Source organism: Tsukamurella soli, from assembly GCF_039541155.1.
Classification (GTDB): Bacteria; Actinomycetota; Actinomycetes; order Mycobacteriales; family Mycobacteriaceae; genus Tsukamurella; species Tsukamurella soli.
The window spans coordinates 17,979-37,960 of record NZ_BAABFR010000046.1; the positions used below are offsets into that span (position 1 = coordinate 17,979).

General features: G+C 68.9%; 17 protein-coding genes. 9 read left to right on the forward strand and 8 right to left on the reverse strand.

Going from position 1 to position 19,982, the window contains the following annotated elements; translation table 11 throughout:
* Window positions 1–2 precede the first annotated feature (2 nt).
* From ABD908_RS15045 to ABD908_RS15065, 5 genes are all read right to left on the reverse strand, one after another.
* A complete protein-coding gene (locus ABD908_RS15045; RefSeq protein WP_344997320.1) occupies window positions 3–1,640 on the reverse strand; it encodes a 2-oxo acid dehydrogenase subunit E2 in 1,638 nt (545 codons plus the stop codon).
* A complete protein-coding gene (locus tag ABD908_RS15050; RefSeq protein ID WP_344997322.1) occupies window positions 1,641–2,654 on the reverse strand; it encodes an alpha-ketoacid dehydrogenase subunit beta in 1,014 nt (337 codons plus the stop codon).
* A 3-nt stretch (window positions 2,655–2,657) separates the two neighbouring features.
* Window positions 2,658–3,890 carry a thiamine pyrophosphate-dependent enzyme gene (locus ABD908_RS15055; RefSeq protein ID WP_344997324.1) on the reverse strand — a complete coding sequence of 411 codons (1,233 nt, stop codon included), beginning with the start codon at window positions 3,888–3,890 and terminating at the stop codon, window positions 2,658–2,660.
* 493 nt (window positions 3,891–4,383) lie between these two features.
* The gene (locus ABD908_RS15060; protein WP_344997326.1) at window positions 4,384–5,175 is read right to left on the reverse strand and encodes an enoyl-CoA hydratase; all 792 of its coding nucleotides are present in this window, start codon (window positions 5,173–5,175) and stop codon (window positions 4,384–4,386) included.
* A 46-nt stretch (window positions 5,176–5,221) separates the two neighbouring features.
* On the reverse strand, window positions 5,222–6,883 hold the full coding sequence (locus ABD908_RS15065; protein ID WP_344997328.1) for a PHA/PHB synthase family protein: 1,662 nt from the start codon (window positions 6,881–6,883) through the stop codon (window positions 5,222–5,224).
* Between the two features lie 407 nt (window positions 6,884–7,290).
* Here ABD908_RS15065 and ABD908_RS15070 point away from each other — a divergent pair, with 407 nt between their 5' ends.
* The 3 genes from ABD908_RS15070 (at window position 7,291) to ABD908_RS15080 (ending at window position 10,708) form a co-directional block, all read left to right on the forward strand.
* Window positions 7,291–8,970 carry an AMP-binding protein gene (locus ABD908_RS15070; RefSeq protein ID WP_344997330.1) on the forward strand — a complete coding sequence of 560 codons (1,680 nt, stop codon included), beginning with the start codon at window positions 7,291–7,293 and terminating at the stop codon, window positions 8,968–8,970.
* 102 nt (window positions 8,971–9,072) lie between these two features.
* Complete coding sequence (locus ABD908_RS15075; protein WP_344997332.1) at window positions 9,073–9,444, forward strand: YciI family protein; 372 nt, start codon at window positions 9,073–9,075, stop codon at window positions 9,442–9,444.
* Window positions 9,425–10,708: an RNA polymerase sigma factor gene (locus ABD908_RS15080; RefSeq protein WP_344997334.1), complete on the forward strand. Its 1,284-nt coding sequence runs from the start codon at window positions 9,425–9,427 to the stop codon at window positions 10,706–10,708. Before ABD908_RS15075 ends, ABD908_RS15080 begins: the two co-directional genes overlap by 20 nt.
* A gap of 41 nt (window positions 10,709–10,749) precedes the next feature.
* Here ABD908_RS15080 and ABD908_RS15085 read toward each other — a convergent pair whose 3' ends face one another.
* Window positions 10,750–11,025 carry an Rv1893 family protein gene (locus ABD908_RS15085; protein ID WP_344997336.1) on the reverse strand — a complete coding sequence of 92 codons (276 nt, stop codon included), beginning with the start codon at window positions 11,023–11,025 and terminating at the stop codon, window positions 10,750–10,752.
* A gap of 178 nt (window positions 11,026–11,203) precedes the next feature.
* Here ABD908_RS15085 and ABD908_RS15090 point away from each other — a divergent pair, with 178 nt between their 5' ends.
* Entirely contained in the window at window positions 11,204–12,223 is a 1,020-nt protein-coding gene (locus ABD908_RS15090; RefSeq protein ID WP_344997338.1) for a zinc-binding metallopeptidase family protein, read from the forward strand.
* Window positions 12,224–12,471: 248 nt separating this feature from the next.
* Here ABD908_RS15090 and ABD908_RS15095 read toward each other — a convergent pair whose 3' ends face one another.
* Window positions 12,472–12,789 (reverse strand): Rv1893 family protein, encoded by a 318-nt coding sequence (locus ABD908_RS15095; RefSeq protein WP_344997340.1) that lies wholly within the window; start codon window positions 12,787–12,789, stop codon window positions 12,472–12,474.
* Window positions 12,790–12,983: 194 nt separating this feature from the next.
* Window positions 12,984–14,198: an NAD(P)/FAD-dependent oxidoreductase gene (locus ABD908_RS15100; protein ID WP_344997342.1), complete on the reverse strand. Its 1,215-nt coding sequence runs from the start codon at window positions 14,196–14,198 to the stop codon at window positions 12,984–12,986.
* A 281-nt stretch (window positions 14,199–14,479) separates the two neighbouring features.
* Here ABD908_RS15100 and ABD908_RS15105 point away from each other — a divergent pair, with 281 nt between their 5' ends.
* Genes ABD908_RS15105 through ABD908_RS15125 form a run of 5 tightly spaced genes read left to right on the forward strand, consistent with a single transcriptional unit; the run spans window position 14,480 to window position 18,581 of the window.
* A complete protein-coding gene (locus ABD908_RS15105; protein ID WP_344997344.1) occupies window positions 14,480–15,004 on the forward strand; it encodes an MSMEG_0572/Sll0783 family nitrogen starvation response protein in 525 nt (174 codons plus the stop codon).
* Between the two features lie 24 nt (window positions 15,005–15,028).
* Window positions 15,029–15,922: a carbon-nitrogen hydrolase family protein gene (locus ABD908_RS15110; RefSeq protein WP_344997346.1), complete on the forward strand. Its 894-nt coding sequence runs from the start codon at window positions 15,029–15,031 to the stop codon at window positions 15,920–15,922.
* A complete protein-coding gene (locus ABD908_RS15115) occupies window positions 15,915–16,226 on the forward strand; it encodes an MSMEG_0570 family nitrogen starvation response protein (protein ID WP_344997348.1) in 312 nt (103 codons plus the stop codon). Before ABD908_RS15110 ends, ABD908_RS15115 begins: the two co-directional genes overlap by 8 nt.
* A complete protein-coding gene (locus tag ABD908_RS15120) occupies window positions 16,223–17,503 on the forward strand; it encodes an MSMEG_0569 family flavin-dependent oxidoreductase (RefSeq protein WP_344997350.1) in 1,281 nt (426 codons plus the stop codon). Before ABD908_RS15115 ends, ABD908_RS15120 begins: the two co-directional genes overlap by 4 nt.
* A 22-nt stretch (window positions 17,504–17,525) precedes the next feature.
* The gene (locus ABD908_RS15125; protein ID WP_344997352.1) at window positions 17,526–18,581 is read left to right on the forward strand and encodes an MSMEG_0568 family radical SAM protein; all 1,056 of its coding nucleotides are present in this window, start codon (window positions 17,526–17,528) and stop codon (window positions 18,579–18,581) included.
* Window positions 18,582–19,982: the final 1,401 nt, after the last annotated feature.

The window sequence follows — 19,982 nt, forward strand, 5'->3', positions numbered from 1 at the left end:
GCTCAGTCCTCCACGAAGAGGGTTGCCGGCGTCTCGAGCAGGGCACGGATGCGCTGCACGAACTCCGCCGCGTCCCAGCCGTCGACCACGCGATGGTCGAACGACGAGGACAGATTCATGATCTTGCGTACGACGATCTGACCGCCGCGCACCACCGGGCGCTCGATCATCTTGTTCACACCGACGATTGCAACCTCCGGATAGTTGATCACCGGCGTCGTCGCCAGGCCGCCGAGGGCACCGAGACTCGTGATGGTGATCGTCGAGCCGGACAGCTCGTCGCGGGACGCCTTGCCCTCGCGGGCCGCTGCCGCGAGTCGTGCGACCTCTGCGCCACATTCCCAGAGCGTCAGCGCTTCCGCATGGTGGACGACCGGCACGACCAGTCCGGTCGGTGTCTGCGTGGCGATACCGAGATGTACACCGTCGTAGCGGCGGACGAAACCGTCGTCGTCGTGGAAGCGCGCGTTGATCTGTGGGTAGTCGGGCAGCGTGCGGACCATCGCCTTGGCGAGGAACGGCAGGAGTGTGAGCTTTCCGCGGTCCTTGGCGTACTGCGCGTTCAGCGTGACACGCAGCGCCTCGAGGTCGGTGACATCGACCTCCTCGACGTAGGAGAAATGCGGTATCCGCCGCTTCGCGTCCTGCATACGCTTGGCGATCGTCCGGCGCAGGCCGATGACCTTGACGTCCTCGGTACCGGTCTTCGGCTGGCGCCCTGTCGGAGCACCGGTGCCGAGCGCACCGCCCGACTCCACGTAGGCGTCGAGATCGTCCTGCGTTATGCGGCCGCCCGGTCCGCTGCCCGGGACGAACTGCAGCTGGACGCCATGCTCCCACGCACGTCGCCGCACCGCGGGTGAAGCGACCGGCTTCTCGCCGGGCGTGCGTGTCGCGAATCCAGGCTTGGTGGCGGGCGACGCCGCCCGCCGCTCGGGCGTCTCGGCAGGTACGACGGTGGCGCGCGCGGGCGCGACTGCGGCCGGCGACGGTGCTTCCGACGGGCCTTCGCTCGACACCGGAGCGGCCGTCATATTGCCCGGACCGGCGACCTGGAGAATGAGGATGTCCGATCCGACGGCCAACATCTCACCGGGCGCGCCCTTCACCCATACGACGGTGCCTGTTGCCGGAGAGGGGATTTCGACGCTCGCCTTATCGGTCATCACCTCGACGACGGGCTGGTCCTCGACGATCGTGTCACCCGGCTCGACCTGCCAGCCGACGAGCTCGGCCTCGGCCGAACCTTCGCCGACATCGGGCAGCTTGAAGACGTAGTTACCCTCGCCGGCGGGTGCGCCGGTGCGCTCCGTACCGGCAGGCGGTTCTGCCGCCGGCGGAGTCTCCGGCTGCGGCTGCACAACGGACGGCGCCGCCTCGTCGCCGGCGTTACCGGGCCCGTCGACCTCCAGCACGAGAACGACCGACCCGACGGCGAGCATCTCGCCGGGTGCACCCACGACCGAAACCACCGTGCCCGCGGCCGGAGAGGGGATTTCGACACTCGCCTTATCGGTCATCACCTCGACGACGGGCTGGTCCTCGACGATCGTGTCACCCGGCTCGACCTGCCAGCCGACGAGCTCGGCCTCGGCCGAACCTTCGCCGACATCGGGCAGCTTGAAGTTGTAGCGGCCCATTCATGCCTCCATCGTCTGGCGCAACGCCTCGGCGACACGCGTCGGTCCGGGAAAGTACGCCCATTCGAGTACGTGCGGGTAGGGCGTGTCCCATCCCGTCACGCGGGTGATCGGAGCTTCGAGGTGGTAGAAGCACCGCTCCTGTACGAGCGCCGACAGCTCGGCACCGAATCCACTGGTGCGCGTGGCTTCATGGACGATCACACAGCGTCGGGTCTTCTTCACCGACGCCTCGATCGTCTCGATATCGAGAGGCAACAACGTGCGCAGGTCGATGACCTCGGCATCGACCCCGGCATCGCGTGCCGCCGCCAGCGACACGTGCACCATCGTGCCGTAGGCGAGGATCGTGACCTCGCTTCCCTCCTGCGCGATATTCGCCTTGCCGAGCGGCACCGTGTAATAGCCCTCCGGCACCTCGCTCGCGGGGTGCTTGGACCACGGAACGACGGGACGGTCCTGGTACCCCTCGAACGGGCCGGTGTAGAGCCGTTTCGGCTCGAAGAAGATCACCGGGTCGTCATCCTCGATCGCACTGATCAGGAGCCCCTTCGCGTCATAAGGATTCGAGGGGATCACGGTCTTGAGCCCGGACACGTGCGTGAAGAGCGCCTCGGGACTCTGGCTGTGCGTCTGGCCGCCGAAGATACCGCCGCCGTACGGTGAGCGCACGGTGAGCGGCGCGGAGAACTCGCCGCCGGACCGATAGCGCAGTCGCGCGGCCTCCGACACGAGTTGGTCGGTCGCCGGGTAGATGTAGTCCGCGAACTGGATCTCGACGACGGCGCGCAGGCCGTATGCGGCCATCCCGACCGCCGCACCCATGATCCCGGCCTCCGCGATCGGCGCGTCGAACACGCGGCTGAGTCCGTACCGCTTCTGCAGGCCCTCCGTCGCGCGGAACACGCCGCCGAAGTAGCCGACATCCTCACCGAAGATCACGACGTCCGGATCTCTCGCGAGCATCACATCCATCGCGGAATTCAACGCCGCGACCATGTTCATGACCGGCATCTGTCAGACTCCCAACTGCTGGCGCTGCTCACGGAGATGCCACGGCGTCTCCTTGAAGATGTCCTCGAACATCGTGCTGGCGCTGTGCACGGCCCCATTGCCGAGCGTGCCGTAGCTCTCGGCCTCCTGCGCGGCCTCGGTCACCGCGGTCGCAGCCGCCGTCTCCTGCTGCGCGTGGCGCTCCTCAGACCACTCACCGAGACCGATGAGGTGCCGCTCCAGCCGCTCGATCGGGTCGCCCAGCGGCCACATCTTCTCCTCGTTCGCCGGCCGGTACTTCGACGGATCGTCGCTCGTGGAATGCGGGGCCGCCCGGTAGGTGTAGAGCTCGATAACGGTGGCGCCGTGATTGTTTCGAGCGCGCTCCGCCGCCCACCGCGTGGCCGCATAGACGGCCAGGAAGTCGTTGCCGTCGACCCGTAGGCCCGGGAGGCCGTATCCCAGAGCCCGAGCCGCGAACGTCGCCTGCTCGCCACCGGCCACGCCCTGGAACGTCGAGATCGCCCACTGGTTGTTGACGACGTTGAGGATCACCGGCGCTCCGTAGACGGACGCGAACGTCAGCGCGTGATGGAAATCGCCCTCGGCCGTCGCACCGTCGCCGATCCACGCCGCGGCGATCCTGGTGTCGCCCTTCAGCGCCGAGGCCATCGCCCACCCGACGGCCTGGCTGTACTGCGTGCCGAGGTTGCCGGAGATGCTGAAGAAACAGCCCTCCTTCGTGGAGTAGAAGACGGGCATCTGTCGGCCCTTGAGGCGGTCCCGCGAGTTCGATAGGACCTGGCACATCATGTCGACCAGGGGCCAGTCGCGCGCGATCAGCAGCCCCTGCTGTCGATAGGTCGGGAAACACATGTCGCGGCGGTCCAGCGCGAAGGCCTGGGCGACCGCGATCGCTTCCTCGCCGGTGCATTTCATGTAGAAGGAGGTCTTGCCCTGCCGTTGCACACGGAACATCCGGTCGTCGTAGGCGCGTGTCAGCAGCATCGCGCGCAGGCCGCGGCGCAACGTCTCCGGATCGAGTCCCGGATCCCACGGACCTGTGGCGTTTCCGTCGTCGTCGAGCACTCTGATCAGCGCGTCGGAATAGGCGCCCAGCTGTGTGGCCGGGATCGATATATCGGGCTTGGGTACTGCGCCCGGGGCGGACACGTCCACATAGGTGAAATCGGGCTGGTCGCCCGGCCGGCGCTTCGGCTCCGGAATGTGGAGTTTCAGCCGAACGTTCTCGCTCATAGGAGTCCTTCATCCACGTTTCTTCAGATCGCCGCTGAATCGTCGCTGTGATCTAGCACACCTTTTCACACGGAGAACTGGGCCAGCAAGGATGAAAAGCGCGCAGGAGCTGTGCAAAAAGTAGCATGTGTCGTTCGGCGCAAACCCGATCACCGATTCGTACGTCACCGGGTAGAAAGCTGTCTGACCTGTGAATTTCAGAGATAGCGTTGATGCTGAGGCTTGCCGACCCCGCCGTTGCACGCCTCATTGCCCGGGCCTGATCCGCTGGGATCTACGTGTCGGCTGTGCACTGACGCGGATTGTCTCTGCCGCGGATGATCGACCGCATCCCCAGACGGCTCCGCCGCCTACCGCACACGGTCGGACGGTGAGGCCCCCGCGACGACTCCGTGCACGACCGAGAACCCGACATCGATATCGACATCAGGTTCCGGTGATCGCGGGGCTCCCGGAGACGTGGACCCGACCCCGTGGGTGGCGAACCCGTCCACTAGCCGTTGACGAACCCCGGCTTCCGCTTCTCGACGAACGCCGCCATGCCTTCCTTCTGGTCGGTGGTCGCGAACGTGGAATGAAAGATCCTGCGCTCGAAGAGGATCCCCTCCTGCAGACTCGTCTCGAACGATCGGTTGACCGCCTCCTTGGCCATCATCGCGATCGGGAGTGACATCTCGGCGACGGTGGCGGCCACCTCCACCGCGACCTCGAGCAGTTCGGCCGCGGGAACGATGCGCGACACCAACCCGGCGCGTTCGGCCTCGTCCGCATCCATGGTCCGCCCGGTCAGGCACAGATCCATCGCCTTGGCCTTGCCGATTGCGCGGGTGAGACGTTGGGATCCGCCGATCCCGGGGATGACCCCGAGCTTGATCTCCGGCTGGCCGAATTTCGCGGTGTCCGCGGCGAGCAGGATGTCGCCGTGCATGGCGAGCTCGCAACCGCCGCCCAATGCGTAGCCTGCCACTGCGGTGATCAACGGCGTGCGTATTCTCGCCACCTGATCCCACGCGGAGAACCAATCGCTGAGATACACGTCCATATACGACTTGGACGCCATCTCCTTGATGTCTGCGCCGGCGGCGAATGCCCGGTCCGAGCCCGTGATCACGATGGCCCCGATCGCCGGATCTCGGTCCAGCCGGGTCAGCGCCGTCACCGTCTCCCGCATCAGCTCCTCGTTGAGCGCGTTGAGCGCGGCCGGACGGTTCAGCGTCAGGACCGCGACGCGGCCGGTGCGCTCGACCTTGATCGTCTCGAATTCATCGGGTGCAGCGTCACTCATGAGCCGTCCTGTTCTCGGATATGGCGGGTATCTTCAAGATCGCGCATCACTTCTCCAGCACGTACCGTCCTGGGGCGGGTTCACGCGCCGGGTGCGCGAGGCTTCCGAGTCGTTCGGGCGACGGCTTCTCCTCGCCGGCCCGCGGTGCCAACCACTCGATCCAGTGCGGCCACCACGACCCGGCCCGCTGTTCGGTCTGCCGGATCCAGGCGTCGGGGTCGGGCACGTCCGCGCGCCCCGCCCAGTACTTCTGGCGTGACTTGGCGATGGGGCTGACGAGCGTCTGGATGTGCCCCTTGTTCACGATGACGACCTCGCTGTCGCCGCCGAGCACCTGGCTCGTCATGTAGCACGGGCGCCAGGTGGTGATGTGGTCGGTCTGCGCGGCGACGACGAAGGTGTCGACCTTCACCTGGGACAGGTCGATCTCGGTGTCCAGCAGGGTCACCCCGCCGGGCTTCACAAGCACTCCACTCGCCATCAGCGCGGTGGTATCCGCGACGAACTTCGCGGTCAGGTTCGACTGATCGTCGTTCCATGCCAGCAGGTCGTAGGCGGACGGCTCTTCGCCGAGCAGCCAGTTGTTGATCACGTGGCCGAACACCAAGTCGTTGGGCCGCAACCAGGCCCAATGGTCCGCGATCCGCTTCGCGTCGATGACCGCCGCCTTGTCTGCCAACTTGTTCAATTCGCTGCTGACGCCGCGGGTCGTCAGTGGCGTGACCAGGTTCGGCCGCCGGGTGTCGAGCATGGTGACGAGGTACGTCGCGCAGTGGATCGGGTTCTCGCCGCGCGCCGCCAGATACGCCTGGGTCAGGGCGCTGGTGACACCGCCGGCGCAGAATCCGACCAGATTGAGATCGTCGGTGCCGGCGATCTGCGTCACCACGGCGAAGGCGCGGGCGACCGCAGACATGTAGTCCTCGAATCCCCACTCACCGTGCCGTGCGTGCCGATCCTTGCGTGGGTTGCGCCACACCAGCATGAAGGTCTGCATCCCGCTGGAGACCGCCTGTTCGACCAACGAACGCTGCGGCGCGAGATCGAGAATGTAGTAACGACCCAGCTGCGGAGGCACGAACAGCAGCGGTCGCTCGTGCACCTTCTCGGTGGTCGGACTGTATTGGATCAGCTCGAACATCTCTTCGCGGTACACCACCGCGCCCGCGCTGGTCGCCACGTTCAGCCCCACCGTGAAGGGACTGGGGTCGGTCATGTGCGGCATGCCGCCGTTGGTCGCGACGTCGCGGACGAACGTGCGCGCACCCCGCAGTAGAGACCGCCCGCCGGTCTCGACGGCCTTCCGGATCGCCGCGGGATTGGTCATCGGCAGATTGGCCGGGGACAGCGCACCGGTGACGATGTTGGTCACGTACCGCGCCCGTTCCCGGTTCTCCCACGTGCCTTCGTCGCGCTCGGTCCGGTCCTCGACCCATTTGGCCCATGCCAGGTGTCCCTGCGCGAGACGCCGGAAGATCGGATGCTCCCGCCATGCCTTGTCGCGGTACTGCGCATCGCGCTCGGGCACCTCGACATCCGAGAGCCCGAGCAGGATCTTCACCCATTCCGCCGCCAGTTCCGGGGCCGCGAGCGCCGCCTTGGGATCCGCCAACAGCGCCAGCACCTCACGGATCTGCAAGGGATCCAAGCCGCTGATGCCGCCGGCACCGAACTCTTCATCCATCAGGAATTGGTCGTCCAAAGCCATCTACCTGCTCCTCGCGCAGTTCACGCAAACCACCTGTCGGCTCTTGCCACAGCGGATCGCTGGTTGGTCGGTATCGGGAAGAAGCCTCCCGAGGTCGCGGGCACCGGCTGTGGTCCAGAGCGTAATCCCCGTCCACTGTGAGCCAGGACCGGAATGGACGAAACACCTAATGCCGCACAGGGTCTGTGCGCGGATGCAGCGCACCGAGGACCCGACCGCTGCGCTGGTGCGTCGTGGCGACCCGCCCCGCCACGCGACGCCCGCCGATGAAGCGCTGAACCGTCTTCATTGCCACTGCCCACCTTCCGCCCGACCCGCGACTCTCGACCGGCACAGGCGAATCCCACCCGGCGTGTCTGCCATCACGATATACTTGGACATCCAATTAATCATCAGGGGTGGCGAAAGTGACTATCACACAGGGATATAGAGACTTCCGCGCGGCGCGCGACCTGCTGGTCGAGCTCGCCGAGGACTACGACGGTGCTCGCGAGCGCTTCGCATGGCCCCGGCTCGGCGAGTGGAACTTCGCCCTCGACTGGTTCGACGTCATCGCCCAGGACAACGACGCACCTGCCCTATGGATCGTCGAGGAGGACGGCTCGGAGGCACGCTTCAGCTACGCGGACATGAGCGCCCGCTCGGGCCGCGTCGCCAACCACCTCCGCGACCTGGGAATCGAACCCGGCGACCGGGTCCTACTCATGCTCGCCAACCAGGTCGAGCTGTGGGATGTCATGCTCGCCGCCATCAAGCTGGGCGCGGTCGTCATCCCCGCCACCACGCTGCTGTCCGACGCCGACGTCGCCGACCGCATCGCGCGCGGCGGCGCGAAGCACGTGATCGTCCGCAGCGAACTCACTGCCCGGGTGCCCGACGGTGCCGCCATCACCCGGATCGCCGTCGGCGCCCAGGCCGAGGGCTGGCACGACCTCGCCGACGCGTACCGGGCTCCAGCGGAGTTCACGCCTTCGCACACGACGCATGCCGACGACACCCTCCTGCTCTACTTCACGTCCGGCACCACCAGCGCCCCGAAGCTGGTCGAGCACACGCATGCGTCCTACCCCGTCGGGCACCTGTCCACGATGTACTGGATCGGCCTACGCCCCGGCGACATCCACCTGAACGTGAGCTCGCCGGGCTGGGCGAAGCATGCCTGGAGCAACGTCTTCACGCCGTGGATCGCCCAGGCGTGCGTGTTCATCTACAACTACTCCCGCTTCGACGCCGCCGCCCTCATGACGCAGATGCAGCGCTGCGGGGTCACCAGCTTCTGCGCGCCACCGACGGTGTGGCGCATGTTGATCCAGTCGGACCTGGCACAGCTGGGTACTCCCCCGCGCGTGGTCGTCGGTGCCGGGGAGCCGCTCAACCCCGAGGTGATCAACCGCGTGCGGGACGCGTGGGGTGTCACGATCCGCGACGGGTTCGGGCAGACCGAGACCACCGTACAGATCGCGAACACGCCCGGGCAGCAGCTGAAGGACGGATCGATGGGCCGCCCGTGTCCGGGCTACGACGTGGTCCTGGTGGACCCCGCCACCGGTGAGCAGGACGTGTCGGAGGGTGAGATCTGCCTGCGCCTGAACCCACGGCCGCTGGGGTTGATGATCGGCTACCACGGCGATCCCGAGAAGACCGCACGCGTCATGGCGGGCGGCGTCTATCACACGGGCGATGTCGGCAGCCGGGATGCCGACGGCTACATCACCTACGTCGGGCGCACCGACGACGTGTTCAAGTCCAGCGACTACAAGATCAGCCCGTTCGAGCTGGAGTCGGTGTTGCTCGAGCACGAAGCGGTGGCCGAGGCTGCGGTCGTGCCCGCCCCCGACGAGCTCCGCCTCGCCGTACCCAAGGCGTATGTAGTGCTGGCACATGGCTTCTCGCCAGACGCAGCGACCGCCGCCGCGATCTTCGCCCACAGCCGCGCACACCTCGCACCGTACAAGCGGGTGCGCCGAATCGCCTTCGCCGAGTTGCCCAAGACGATCAGCGGCAAGATCCGCCGCGTGGAACTGCGCCGCGCGGAGGAGCAGGGCCGGGTCAGCGAGGAGTTCCGGGAGGACTCTGTGCGCTTCTGATTCGAACTCGGTGCGCTCCTGAGATGACCGATGCGGGGTGTCGATCCGCGGGCGCCTCGATCGTCATACCTGTGTCCGCACCCGACAACAGGAGGAACGAAGATGCGTTACGCGCTGCTGCTCAACAACCGCGAGCCCGCCCCGGGCGAGATCGCGGCCGAGGCGATCACCCAGATGCAGGAGGCGTTCGGCGTGTACGCGCGAGCGCTCGAATCGGCGGGCGTCCTGGTCGCCGCCGAGATACTCCGCCCCGGTGCCCAGACCGTCACCGTCACCCGCCGGGACGGCGAGCTCGCGATCCAGGACGGGCCGTTCGCGGAGACCAAGGAGGCACTCGCGGGCGTGTTCGTGCTCGACGTGCCCGACCGCGACGCGGCCGTGACCTGGGCCGAGAAGTGCCCTGCGACCCAATACGCCGTGATCGAGGTGCGGGCGGCCGCCACCTCGTACGTCGATGGTGCCTGGACCGCCTGACCGACCCGCTCGCGCGGCGGTCGACGAGGCCGAGGCCGTCGCGCGGCGGTCGTACGGCCGGCTGCTGGCACTGCTCGCGGCACCGTCGGGCGATCTGGCGGGCGCCGAGGATGCGCTCGCCGACGCCTTCGAGCGCGCGCTGCGCACCTGGCCGTCGAGCGGCGTCCCGCGCAACCCGGAGGCGTGGTTGCTGACGGTGGCGCGCAACCGTCGCCGCGACCGGTGGCGGTCGGCGGCCGAGCGCACGTCCACCCCGCTGGATGCCGACGTACACGCCGCGGTCTGGCACGACGTCGATCCCGATGCGGTCGAGGATCGCCGGCTCGCGCTGCTGCTCGCGTGCACGCATCCCGCGGTCAATCCCGCGATGCACACGCCGCTGATGCTGAGCGTGGTGCTCGGGTATACGGCGGAGCAGATCGGGCGGGCGTTCGCGGTCCCGACGTCCACTATGGCCGCACGACTCGGGCGGGCCAAGAAGCGCGTCGCGGCGCCCGACGCCGCCGGCGCGAGGCCCGGCCTCGTCATCCCCGAACACGATGAGCTTCCCGCGCTGATCGCACCGGTGCTGGAGGCCGTGTACGGCGCGTTCACGATCGAGTTCACGACGGTGACCCGCGCACGGCACGCGCTGCTGCTCGGCCTCGCGGACACCGTCGCCGAGGTGGCCGACACCGCCGAGGCGCACGGCCTGGCTGCGCTGCTCTACCTCTCCAGCGCGCGCTTCCCCGCGCGGATCGCCGATGACGGCACATTCGTCCCACTGCCGCAGCAGGATCCGTCCGAGTGGGACCGCGTGCTGTTGGACCACGGACGGGCCCGCTTGCGGACCGCGCACGACGCCGCTGCGGCCGGCCGGGGCGGGCTGGGCCGGTTCCAGCTCGAGGCCGCGATCTCGGCGGTGCACTGTGCGCGGGACGAGTCGGGCGTCACGGACTGGGCCACGCTGCGGGAACTGCACGACGTGCTGGCACGGCTCGCGCCCACCCTCGGCGGCACGGTCGCGCGCGCCGCCGTGGTCGCCGAGACCGACGGCGCTGCAGCCGGACTCGCGCTCGTGGACACGCTGGGCGACCGAGTGGCGCGGCTGCAGCCCGCGTGGGCGCTGCGTGCCGAGCTGCTGCGGCGGCTCGGACGTACCGTGGACTCCGACGCAGCCCTGGGGCGCGCGATCGATCTCACGACCGACCCCGCTGAACGCGCATACCTGCAGCACCGGCGCGACGGCCACTCATCTGAAGGCCGGTCACGGGAAGGCCACTGACGGGCCTAGGACTCCGAACGGTGTAGCGCGCCGCCGGATGGTCAGCGTCGGCGCGACGACCTGCCGGTCACCGCGCCGAAGACCGCGGCGGTGTCCCGACCCGCGTCCGCGGCGTTCTCCGCGACCAACTTCGCGCCGCGCCGCGCCGACTCCGTGCCGATATCGGTGACGTTCTTGAAGATCGCGCCCATCCCGAGTGCGACGTTGCCCTTGAGCACCTCTCCCGCGCTTGCGACGATCCACCCCGACTTCTCGAGCGCATCCGTCGCGATACCCACCGTGGTGTCCACGTTCCGTTCGATCCGCCCGCGCACCATATGAACTCCTGTCGATACGATCGTGAACCCGACGCCCTCGATCGTGATCCCGACAACATAGCGCAGGCGATCCCCCAGCGAACCGGATAGCGAACACGGTCGCCGCCCTTCCGGCACCAGTATCCTTCGAGGAGGTAGCGATCAGCCGGCGCCGCCCCACGACGACGTAAGGACTGCCATGCGCGACTTCGCGTGCTCACACTGTGGCCAACAGCTCGCGTTCGAGAACTCGATGTGCCTGGGATGCAACAGCCCGCTCGCCTACAGTCTTGCCGACCGGGACCTACTGGTGGTGGGCGACACCGACGGTGTCGTCGACACCGACGCCTATCGGATCTGTGCGAATCTTCATGTCGCGAGGTGCAACTGGCTGGCGGCTCCCGACTCCCCGAGTGGCCTGTGCCTCGCCTGCGCGCTCACCCGCACCCGTCCCGCGGACGACGACACCGAGGCCCTCGAGTCGTTCGCCGACGCCGAGGGCGCGAAGCGCCGCCTGGTCGTGGAGCTCACCGAGCTCGAACTGCCGATCATCAGCCGCGTGCAGGACGCCGCGGCGGGCCTGGCGTTCGACCTGCTCTCGAGCCGCAACGCATCCGTCGTCACGGGCCAGGCCGACGGTGTCATCACGCTCGACCTGGCGGAGGGGGACGATGTCCACCGTGAGCAGCTCCGGATCGCGATGGACGAGCCCTATCGGACCCTGCTGGGGCACTTCCGGCACGAGATCGGCCACTACTACTACCCCGTGCTTGTCGACACGGATGATCTGAAGGCCCGCGCGACGGCGTTGTTCGGTGACGCCGACGCCGACTACCAGGCGGCGTTGGACCGACACTACTCCGAAGGCGCACCCGACGGCTGGGAGGACGACTTCGTCTCCTCCTACGCCACGATGCACCCGGCGGAGGATTGGGCCGAGACCTTCGCGCACTATCTGCACATCCGCGACACGCTCGATACGGCTGCGGCGTTCGGCTTCGCACCCGCCGGGGTGACCCTCGATCGCGTGCAGCCGGGACAGGCCGGATTCGAGCGGATGGTCGAACTGTGGCTGCCGCTGGCGTGGTCGCTCAACATGATCAACCGTTCGATGGGACACGCCGACCTCTACCCGTTCGTGCTCCCGCAGCCCGTTCTGGACAAGCTCGCCTTCGTCCACGAGGCGTGCGCTGCCGCGGCGGGCGCCCCGGCCCAGTGAAGGTCGCTTCTCGAGATCTAGACATGACCCCGACGGGCGATCCCACGCGCTGCCGGGCTTCCCGCGGCGGAGATGTCCTCCCGCGTCGGGATGGACTGGCGCGGGAGCGATTTTCGAGAGCGTGAGCCGGCCTTGCGGAGCGCTTGCCGGACGGGTGGAAGCGGGCTGCCGGGCCGGTCAGCGGGGTGTCCCCCGACCTCGGTTATCGGCGTCTGCAGCGGCGACGGTCCACCAGCCGGACGCCGGGCTCACTCCCCGCTCGGCGACTCGAGACCGGCCTGCTCCTTACGGCGGCGCCGTTCGTCGAGCCGGTCGGCCGCGGTCTCTGCGGCCGCCGCCGTGTCGCGGTGCGCATCCGCGACGTTCTGCGTCGCGATCTTGAAACCGGTCTTCGAGGCGTGCGTGGCGATGTCGGTGGAGTTCTTCGCGATCTCGCCGAGGCCGTCCGCGACGTTCCCCTTCAGGATCTCGCCGGCACCCTTGACGATCCCCGCGGACTTGTCCAATGAATTGGTCGCGATGTCCACCGCCGCATCCACGTTCCGCTTGATCCGCTCACCGACCATGACGCCTCCTCGACTCGGAGAACCGCTATGAAGAACCACAGTGTACTGCCGGTTCAACACGCCGCAGCCGAATCGCGGGACTTCCGCGCGACCCGGGCATAGCACGGCGCGCAGCCCGCCACAAGAGTGGTCGTGTACACGCGGAATCTGCGGGCAGACGACCACAACGCACGCTCGACTGCGCGGTATCGGCGTTAGACCTCCGACAGGGGGATCGCGGGATCGGTGAGCCGAGCCGTGTCGACCACGCGACCCGAACCGATCAGCTCCTTGATGGCGTCACCCTGGTCCCAGATGTTCACGTTCATGCCTGCGACCACCCGCCCGTCGCGCAGCCAGAACGCGAGGAACTCCAGCTTGCCGGTGTCACCGCGGATCGCCACCCGATCGTCGGCGTCGGCATAGCCGGTGTACTCCATGCCCAGCTCGTACTGGTCGCTGTAGAAGTACGGCTGCCGCTCGTACCTCTCGTCCCCGCCGAGCGCGTTGGCGGCGGCGACGGCGGGCTGGTTCAGGGCGTTGGCCCAGTGCTCCACGCGGATACGTCGGCCCAGCGCCGGGTTCTCCGCATTCGCGATGTCTCCGACCGCGAAGACGTCGGGGTCCGACGTCCGCAGCCCGGCGTCCACCTCCACGCCGTTCTCCACCGTGAGGCCCGCGCGCTCGGCGAGCTCCACGTTGGGGATCGCACCGATGCCGACCACGACCGCGTCCGCCTCGAGCGATGTGCCGTCGTCGAGATACACCGTCGCGGTGGAGCCGCCGTCGGCCTCGATCCGGTCGACCCCGACGCCGGTGCGCAGATCCACACCGTGACGGGTGTGCAGATCGGCGAAGACCTGCGCCACCTCGCGGCCGAGGATCGTGATCAGCGGCAGCTCGCCGGGTTCGACGACGGTCACGGCGACCTCCGCCGCGCGGGCCGCGGCGGCCACCTCGAGCCCGATCCACCCGCCGCCCACGAGCACGATCCGGTTCGCCCCCTTCAGCATCTCCCGGAGCCGGTCCGAGTCGGGCAACCGGCGCAGGTAGTACGCGCCCGCGGCGTCGCGCCCTGCCCCGGGGAACTCGCGCGGGCGCGAGCCCGTGGCGAGGACCAGCTTGTCGTAGGCGACCGGGTCACCGTCGGCGAATTCGACGCGCTTGGCGGCCCGGTCGATAGCGGTGACGACGGTATCGGTGCGCAGGTCCACATCCTGCTCGGCGTACCACGCGGCGTCGTGCACGAACACGCTGTCGCGGTCGGCCTTGCCGTTCAGATAGTCCTTCGACAGCGGCGGCCGCTCGTACGGTCGGTCCGCTTCGTCGCCTGCGAGCACGATGTGCCCGTCGAACCCCTTGTCCCGCAGCGCCTCCGCCGTCTTCGCTCCGGCGAGACCTGCCCCGATGATCACGATCGTCGACGTCATATCCCCACGGTACGCCCAACATGTGCACCGTTCCGTCGATCACGACGCCCCTCCACCATGTGCACCGCCGCGTCGACGCCGGCCACAGGTTACACAGATCCGCGCATCGCTTATTCCATCGGTAACCACTACGCAATGCGGGAGGCGTCAAATCTTATGTGTGGCCCTCGAAGCCACATCGACACCGGATCGGCTCGATCCGGACTCCGCCGCCGGACACCGTCGCCCGGCACCGCATCCTTCTTCGCGGCAACCGCCGCGCCTCCCGTCAGGAGCATCCCGTGGCCACCTTCGATGACGCTATCACCGAGAACATCGCCGAGTCCCTCGCCGAGATCCCGCACCCGTCGCTGCCCAAGGGCAGCAACATCTACGGAAGCACCAAGATCTTCCCCGACTACCGGGCCGAGGAGGGCGAGAGCTACTTCACCCTCGTCCACGGCATCGCCCACGAGTCGTCGGTCGCGTTCGTCGCCGTCCTCCAGGCGACCCGCGCGCTCCGGAAGGGTTTCGAGTCCGCCATCTACTTCTACGGCCCCGGAGCACTGAACTGCCTTGCCACGCGTGGCTTTCCGAAGACGGGAGACTCCGGCTTCCCCGGCGAGCAGAACATCAACGACGCGCTCGCGACGTTCATCGCCGAGGGCGGCACCGTATTCTGCTGCCGATTCGGCCTAGCGCTACACGGCGCCCGCGAGGAGGACCTGATCGAGGGCGTGGTGCCGGCGCATCCACTGGACGTGCAGGACGCGCTCATCCACTACGCGCGCAAGGGCGCGATCATCAACTCCACCTACATGGTCTGACCGACCGGACGCACGAGGACCTCGATGACCACCATAGGTACGGTCGCAGCGAACTTCACCCGCGACCTCGAACAGAACTACTCGACCATCGCGTCGTACATCGCGCAGGCACGGGAGCGGGGAGTCGACTTCGTCGCCTTCCCCGAGGCCGCTATCGGCGGCTACCTCTCGTCGCTCGGCAACCACGGCGACACCGTCAAGAACACGAGACGCTCACTGCCGCCGGCTATCCGGCTCGACGGACCGGAGATCGCGCGGGTCCAGTCGATCATCGGCGACACGGTGATCGCGATCGGCTTCTGCGAGCTCGCGGACGACGGCGAGACCCGCTTCAACGCCGCCGCCGTGCTCGACGGCACGCAGATCTACGGCAGCTACCGCAAGGTGCACCAGCCCCTCGGCGAGAACATGTCGTATTCCGCCGGCTCCGGCTACGACGTCTTCGACACGCCGATCGGGCGCGTCGGACTGCAGATCTGCTACGACAAGGCATTCCCCGAGGCCGCGCGGATCATGGCCTTGAGCGGCGCCGAGGTCATCGTCAGCCTCTCCGCCTGGCCGGCCGCTCGCACGGCGACCGCCGAAAACCTCCAGGACGACCGGTGGACCTACCGGTTCAACCTGTTCGACGCCGCGCGCGCCCTCGACAACCAGGTGTTCTGGGTGGCCGCCAACCAGGCCGGAACGTTCGGCTCCCTGCGCTACGTCGGCAACGCCAAGATTGTCGACCCGGGCGGAAACGTGCTCGCCACGACCGGACTCGACAGCGGCCTCGCCGTCGCCGACGTCGACATCGCCGGCACATTCACCGCGATGCGCGCCGGGATGTTCCACCTGCGCGACCGTCGGCCCGACGTGTACGGCCCGTTGGTCGAGTCGGACACGACCGCGAGCTGGCGGGACCTGGCCCATGCCTGAGATGACGTTCGCCGTGCGTTGGCCGGACGGCGCTGTGCAGGAGTGCTATTCGCCGAGTCTCGTGATGCACGACCATCTCTCGACCGGCTCGTGGTACAGCGTCGACGAGTTCCGGCGCCGTGCCGAGACCGCCCTCGGCCGGGCGGCCGAACGGGTCCGCACCCGGTACGGCTTCTCCTGCACCTCCGCGCAGGCCACCACGGAACAGATCCGCGCCGCCGTAGCACGATTCGCCGGTGACGACCGCGTCGAGGTCGTCACCATGCACCCACCCCTCCCCGCTACCGCTCCGGAGCGATCATGACCACCGACTCCACCTACGTTCCCGTCGTCATAGTCGGCGGCGGCCAGGCCGGCCTCTCCGTGAGCTGGTACCTCGGCCGCGCCGGCGTCGAGCACATCGTCGTCGAGTCCGACACCCCCGTCCATGCCTGGTCCGACAAGCGTTGGGACAACTTCACTCTCGTCACGCCGAACTGGCACTGCCGCCTCCCCGGCTACCCGTACGCGGGCCCCGACCCCGATGGCTTCATGACCCGCGACGAGGTCGTGGAGTGGCTGGCCGGGTGGCTCGCCACGTTCGAGCCGCCGCTGCGCACGCATACGACGGTGACGCGCCTGCGACGGGGCGACGACGGTGGCTTCGAGCTCACGCTCGAGAGCGCATCCGGCCCCGAGACACTGGTCTGCGACCAGGTGGTGATCGCGACCGGCGGATACCCGCTCCCGGTGGTGCCGCCGTACGCGGGCTCTCTGGATCCCGCTGTCGTGCAGGTCCACTCGGAGGAGTACTTCAATCCGGAGCAGTTGCCCGAGGGCGGCGTTCTGGTGGTCGGGTCCGGACAGTCCGGCGCCCAGATCGCCGAGGACCTGCACCTCGCCGGACGGCGCGTGCATCTCGCCGTCGGCAGCGCGCCGCGGGTCGCCCGCTTCTATCGCGGCCGCGACTGCATGACGTGGCTGTCGGACATGGGTCTGTACGACACCCCCGCACGGCAGTACCCCGGGGGGAAGGCCGCGCAGGAGAAGACGAACCACTACGTGACCGGCCGCGATGGCGGGCGCGACGTGGACCTGCGCCGCTTCGCCGCAGAGGGGATGCGCCTGTACGGGACGCTGGTCGACGGTACGGACACGCGGTTGCGGTTCGCGGCCACGCTCACCGCGGCACTGGACCGCGCCGACGCCGTGTACAACTCGATCTGCGCCGACATCGACCGGCATATCGAACGCGAGGGTATCGACGCGCCGCCGCCGTCCCGCTACGAGCCGGTGTGGGAGCCCGAGACCGATCCCACCGCACTGGACCTCGCCGCCGAGGGCATCACCAGCATCGTGTGGGCCATCGGCTATCGGCCCGACTACCGGTGGATCGAGGCCAGCGCCTTCGACGGTGGCGGCAGGCCGATGCAGACGCGCGGCGTCACCGAGGTCGCGGGGCTGAACTTCGTGGGCCTGCCCTGGATGCATACCTGGGGCTCGGGACGCTTCCTCGGCATCGACCGGGATGCGCGGCACATCGCCGACACCGTCACCGAGTCGCTCGGCGGCTCGCAGCTACGACTCGCCGTCAACCGCTGATCAGCACCAAGGAAGTGATCGCATGTCCGTCTCCACCCGAGTCGATCTCGCCCTCCTCGGTATCCGCGGCACGCCGCCTGTCCATCGCACCGGCGGCGCCGGCCCCACCGACGACGGTCATCTGCTCATCGACGGCATGGCCGCGGCCGTCCCGCGGAACCCGAGCAGTCCCTATGTCTTCGACGGTGATCGCGTGCTGTTCGACGGTACCGACATCGGTATCGAGGTCAGTGCGGTCGCCCGCCCGCGGTTCTACGACCTCACCACCGCCGACGGGGTGCCCTACGAGAAGCTCGCCCGACTGCACGGCCGCAGTGTCCTCGCCACCACCGTGGTACAGACCTGCGTCCGCTACGCGGAGGACCAGCGATGCCGCTTCTGCTCCATCGAGGAGTCGCTGCGCAGCGGTGCGACCACCGCGGTCAAGCGCCCGGCAGAACTGGCCGAGGTGGCGCGCGCCGCAGTGGATCTCGACGGCATCACGCAGATGGTGATGACCACGGGCACCTCCGCCGGGCGGGACCGGGGTGCGCGCCATCTGGCCCGCTGCGTCCGCGCGGTGAAGGAGGCCGTGCCCGACCTGCCGATCCAGGTGCAGTGCGAGCCGCCGGCCGACCTCGCCGTGCTCGCCGAGCTGCGCGACGCCGGTGCTGATGCGATAGGCATCCACGTCGAGTCGCTCGACGACGACGTGCGCCGCCGGTGGATGCCCGGCAAGGCCACGGTCCCCCTCGCCGACTACCGCGCAGCCTGGGCCGAGGCCGTGCGCGTCTTCGGGCGCAACCAGGTCTCGACGTACCTGCTTGTCGGGCTCGGCGAGGATCCCGACGAGATGATCCGCGGTGCAGCCGAACTCGCGGACATGGGGGTATACCCGTTCGTGGTGCCGTTCCGTCCGCACGCCGGCACCCTCGCGGTGGACGTCGACGGTGCGGCCGCGCCCGACGCCGCCCTCCTCGAGAAGGTCACTCGCGAGGTGGCACACCACCTCCGGCTGCACGGCATGGCGGGAGCCGACCAGCGCGCGGGCTGCGCCGCGTGCGGGGCGTGCAGCCTGCTCCAGAGCGCGGGGGCCTGATCATGTTGGACGGCGGCGCCATCCGCGTCTCGCCGCGCGCCACCGCGAGCCTGTCGATCCTGGCGGGCGCTCCCCCACCGCCGCCGGCCTTTCTGATCACCGCGCTCGATCCCGGCGACGCTCGGCTGCGGGACTACCACCGGCTCCGGCACACCGAGTTCGTCGAGCGTCAGGGGCTGTTCGCGCGAACCGATCGGGACGGGATCGACGCCGACCCACGCACCGTCGTTCTGGTCGCAGTGGCGCCGGACGGCGCGGTCCTGGGTGGTGTCCGGCTGGCACCGTACCGCGGCGACGGTCTGCCCGACACCGACATCGGCTGGTGGGCAGGCAGCCGCCTGGTGGTCGCGTCCGGACACGAGGTTGCAGGGGTCGGTACCGCGCTGGTCCGCGCCGCGTGCGCCCACGCCGAGCGCCTGGGCGTGCTGCGCTTCGAGGCCACCGTGCAGGACCGGTACGCGCGCCTGTTTCGCGGCATCGGCTGGACGGACCACGGTCCGGCCCCCGTCCTCGCCGGGCGTCCGCACCGGCTGATGCGATGGCCGCTCGACCCTGTCCAGCGCGTGGTCGAGGCGACGAAGGCGGTGCTCGCATCGGCCCTGGCCCCGTTCGCGGAGCAGCGGGACGGACTCGGCCCCAGCGGGTTCCGCGGCGACGACGGTGTCCCGATTCCCGGGACCGGAGTCGTCGCGGCGTGCGACGCGATCCTGCCCTCGATGGTCGAGCGCGACCCGGAGTGGGCCGGCTGGTGCTCGGTCCTGGTGAACCTCAACGACCTCACGGCGATGGGGGCGCTGCCCGTCGGCCTGCTGGACGCCGTCGGCGCCCCCACCGCGGCGCACCTGCACCGGGTGATCCGCGGGATCGCGGACGCCGCCCGGGCGTGGGACGTCCCAGTGCTCGGCGGCCACACCCAACTCGGGGTCCCATCGGCACTGTCGGTCACCGCGGTCGGCACCGCTCGCGAACCCATCCGCGCCGGTGCCGGCCTGGTCGGCGACACCGTCACCGTCATCGCCGACCTGGGCGGCGGGTGGCGGCCCGGCTACCACGAGCGGCAGTGGGACAGCACCGGCCACCGGGGCGCCGACGAGTTGCGGCGGGCGTCCGGCCTGCTCGCAGACCTTCGCCCGGCCGCGGCCAAGGACGTGAGCATGGCGGGTCTGGTGGGCACGCTGGGGATGCTCGCCGAGGCCTCGGGCACCGGCGCCGAGCTCGACATCGCCACCGTTCCGCGGCCCGCCGGCGCGTCGATGGGCGCCTGGCTCACCTGTTTCCCCGGCTACGCGATGCTCGCCGCCGACCGCGGACCGGTACGAGGGGTGCCCGCCCCGCTCGCCGCCGCGCCGTGCGGGCGCCTCACCGCCGCGCCGAAGTCGGAGGCCAAGCGGTCTTAGGAAG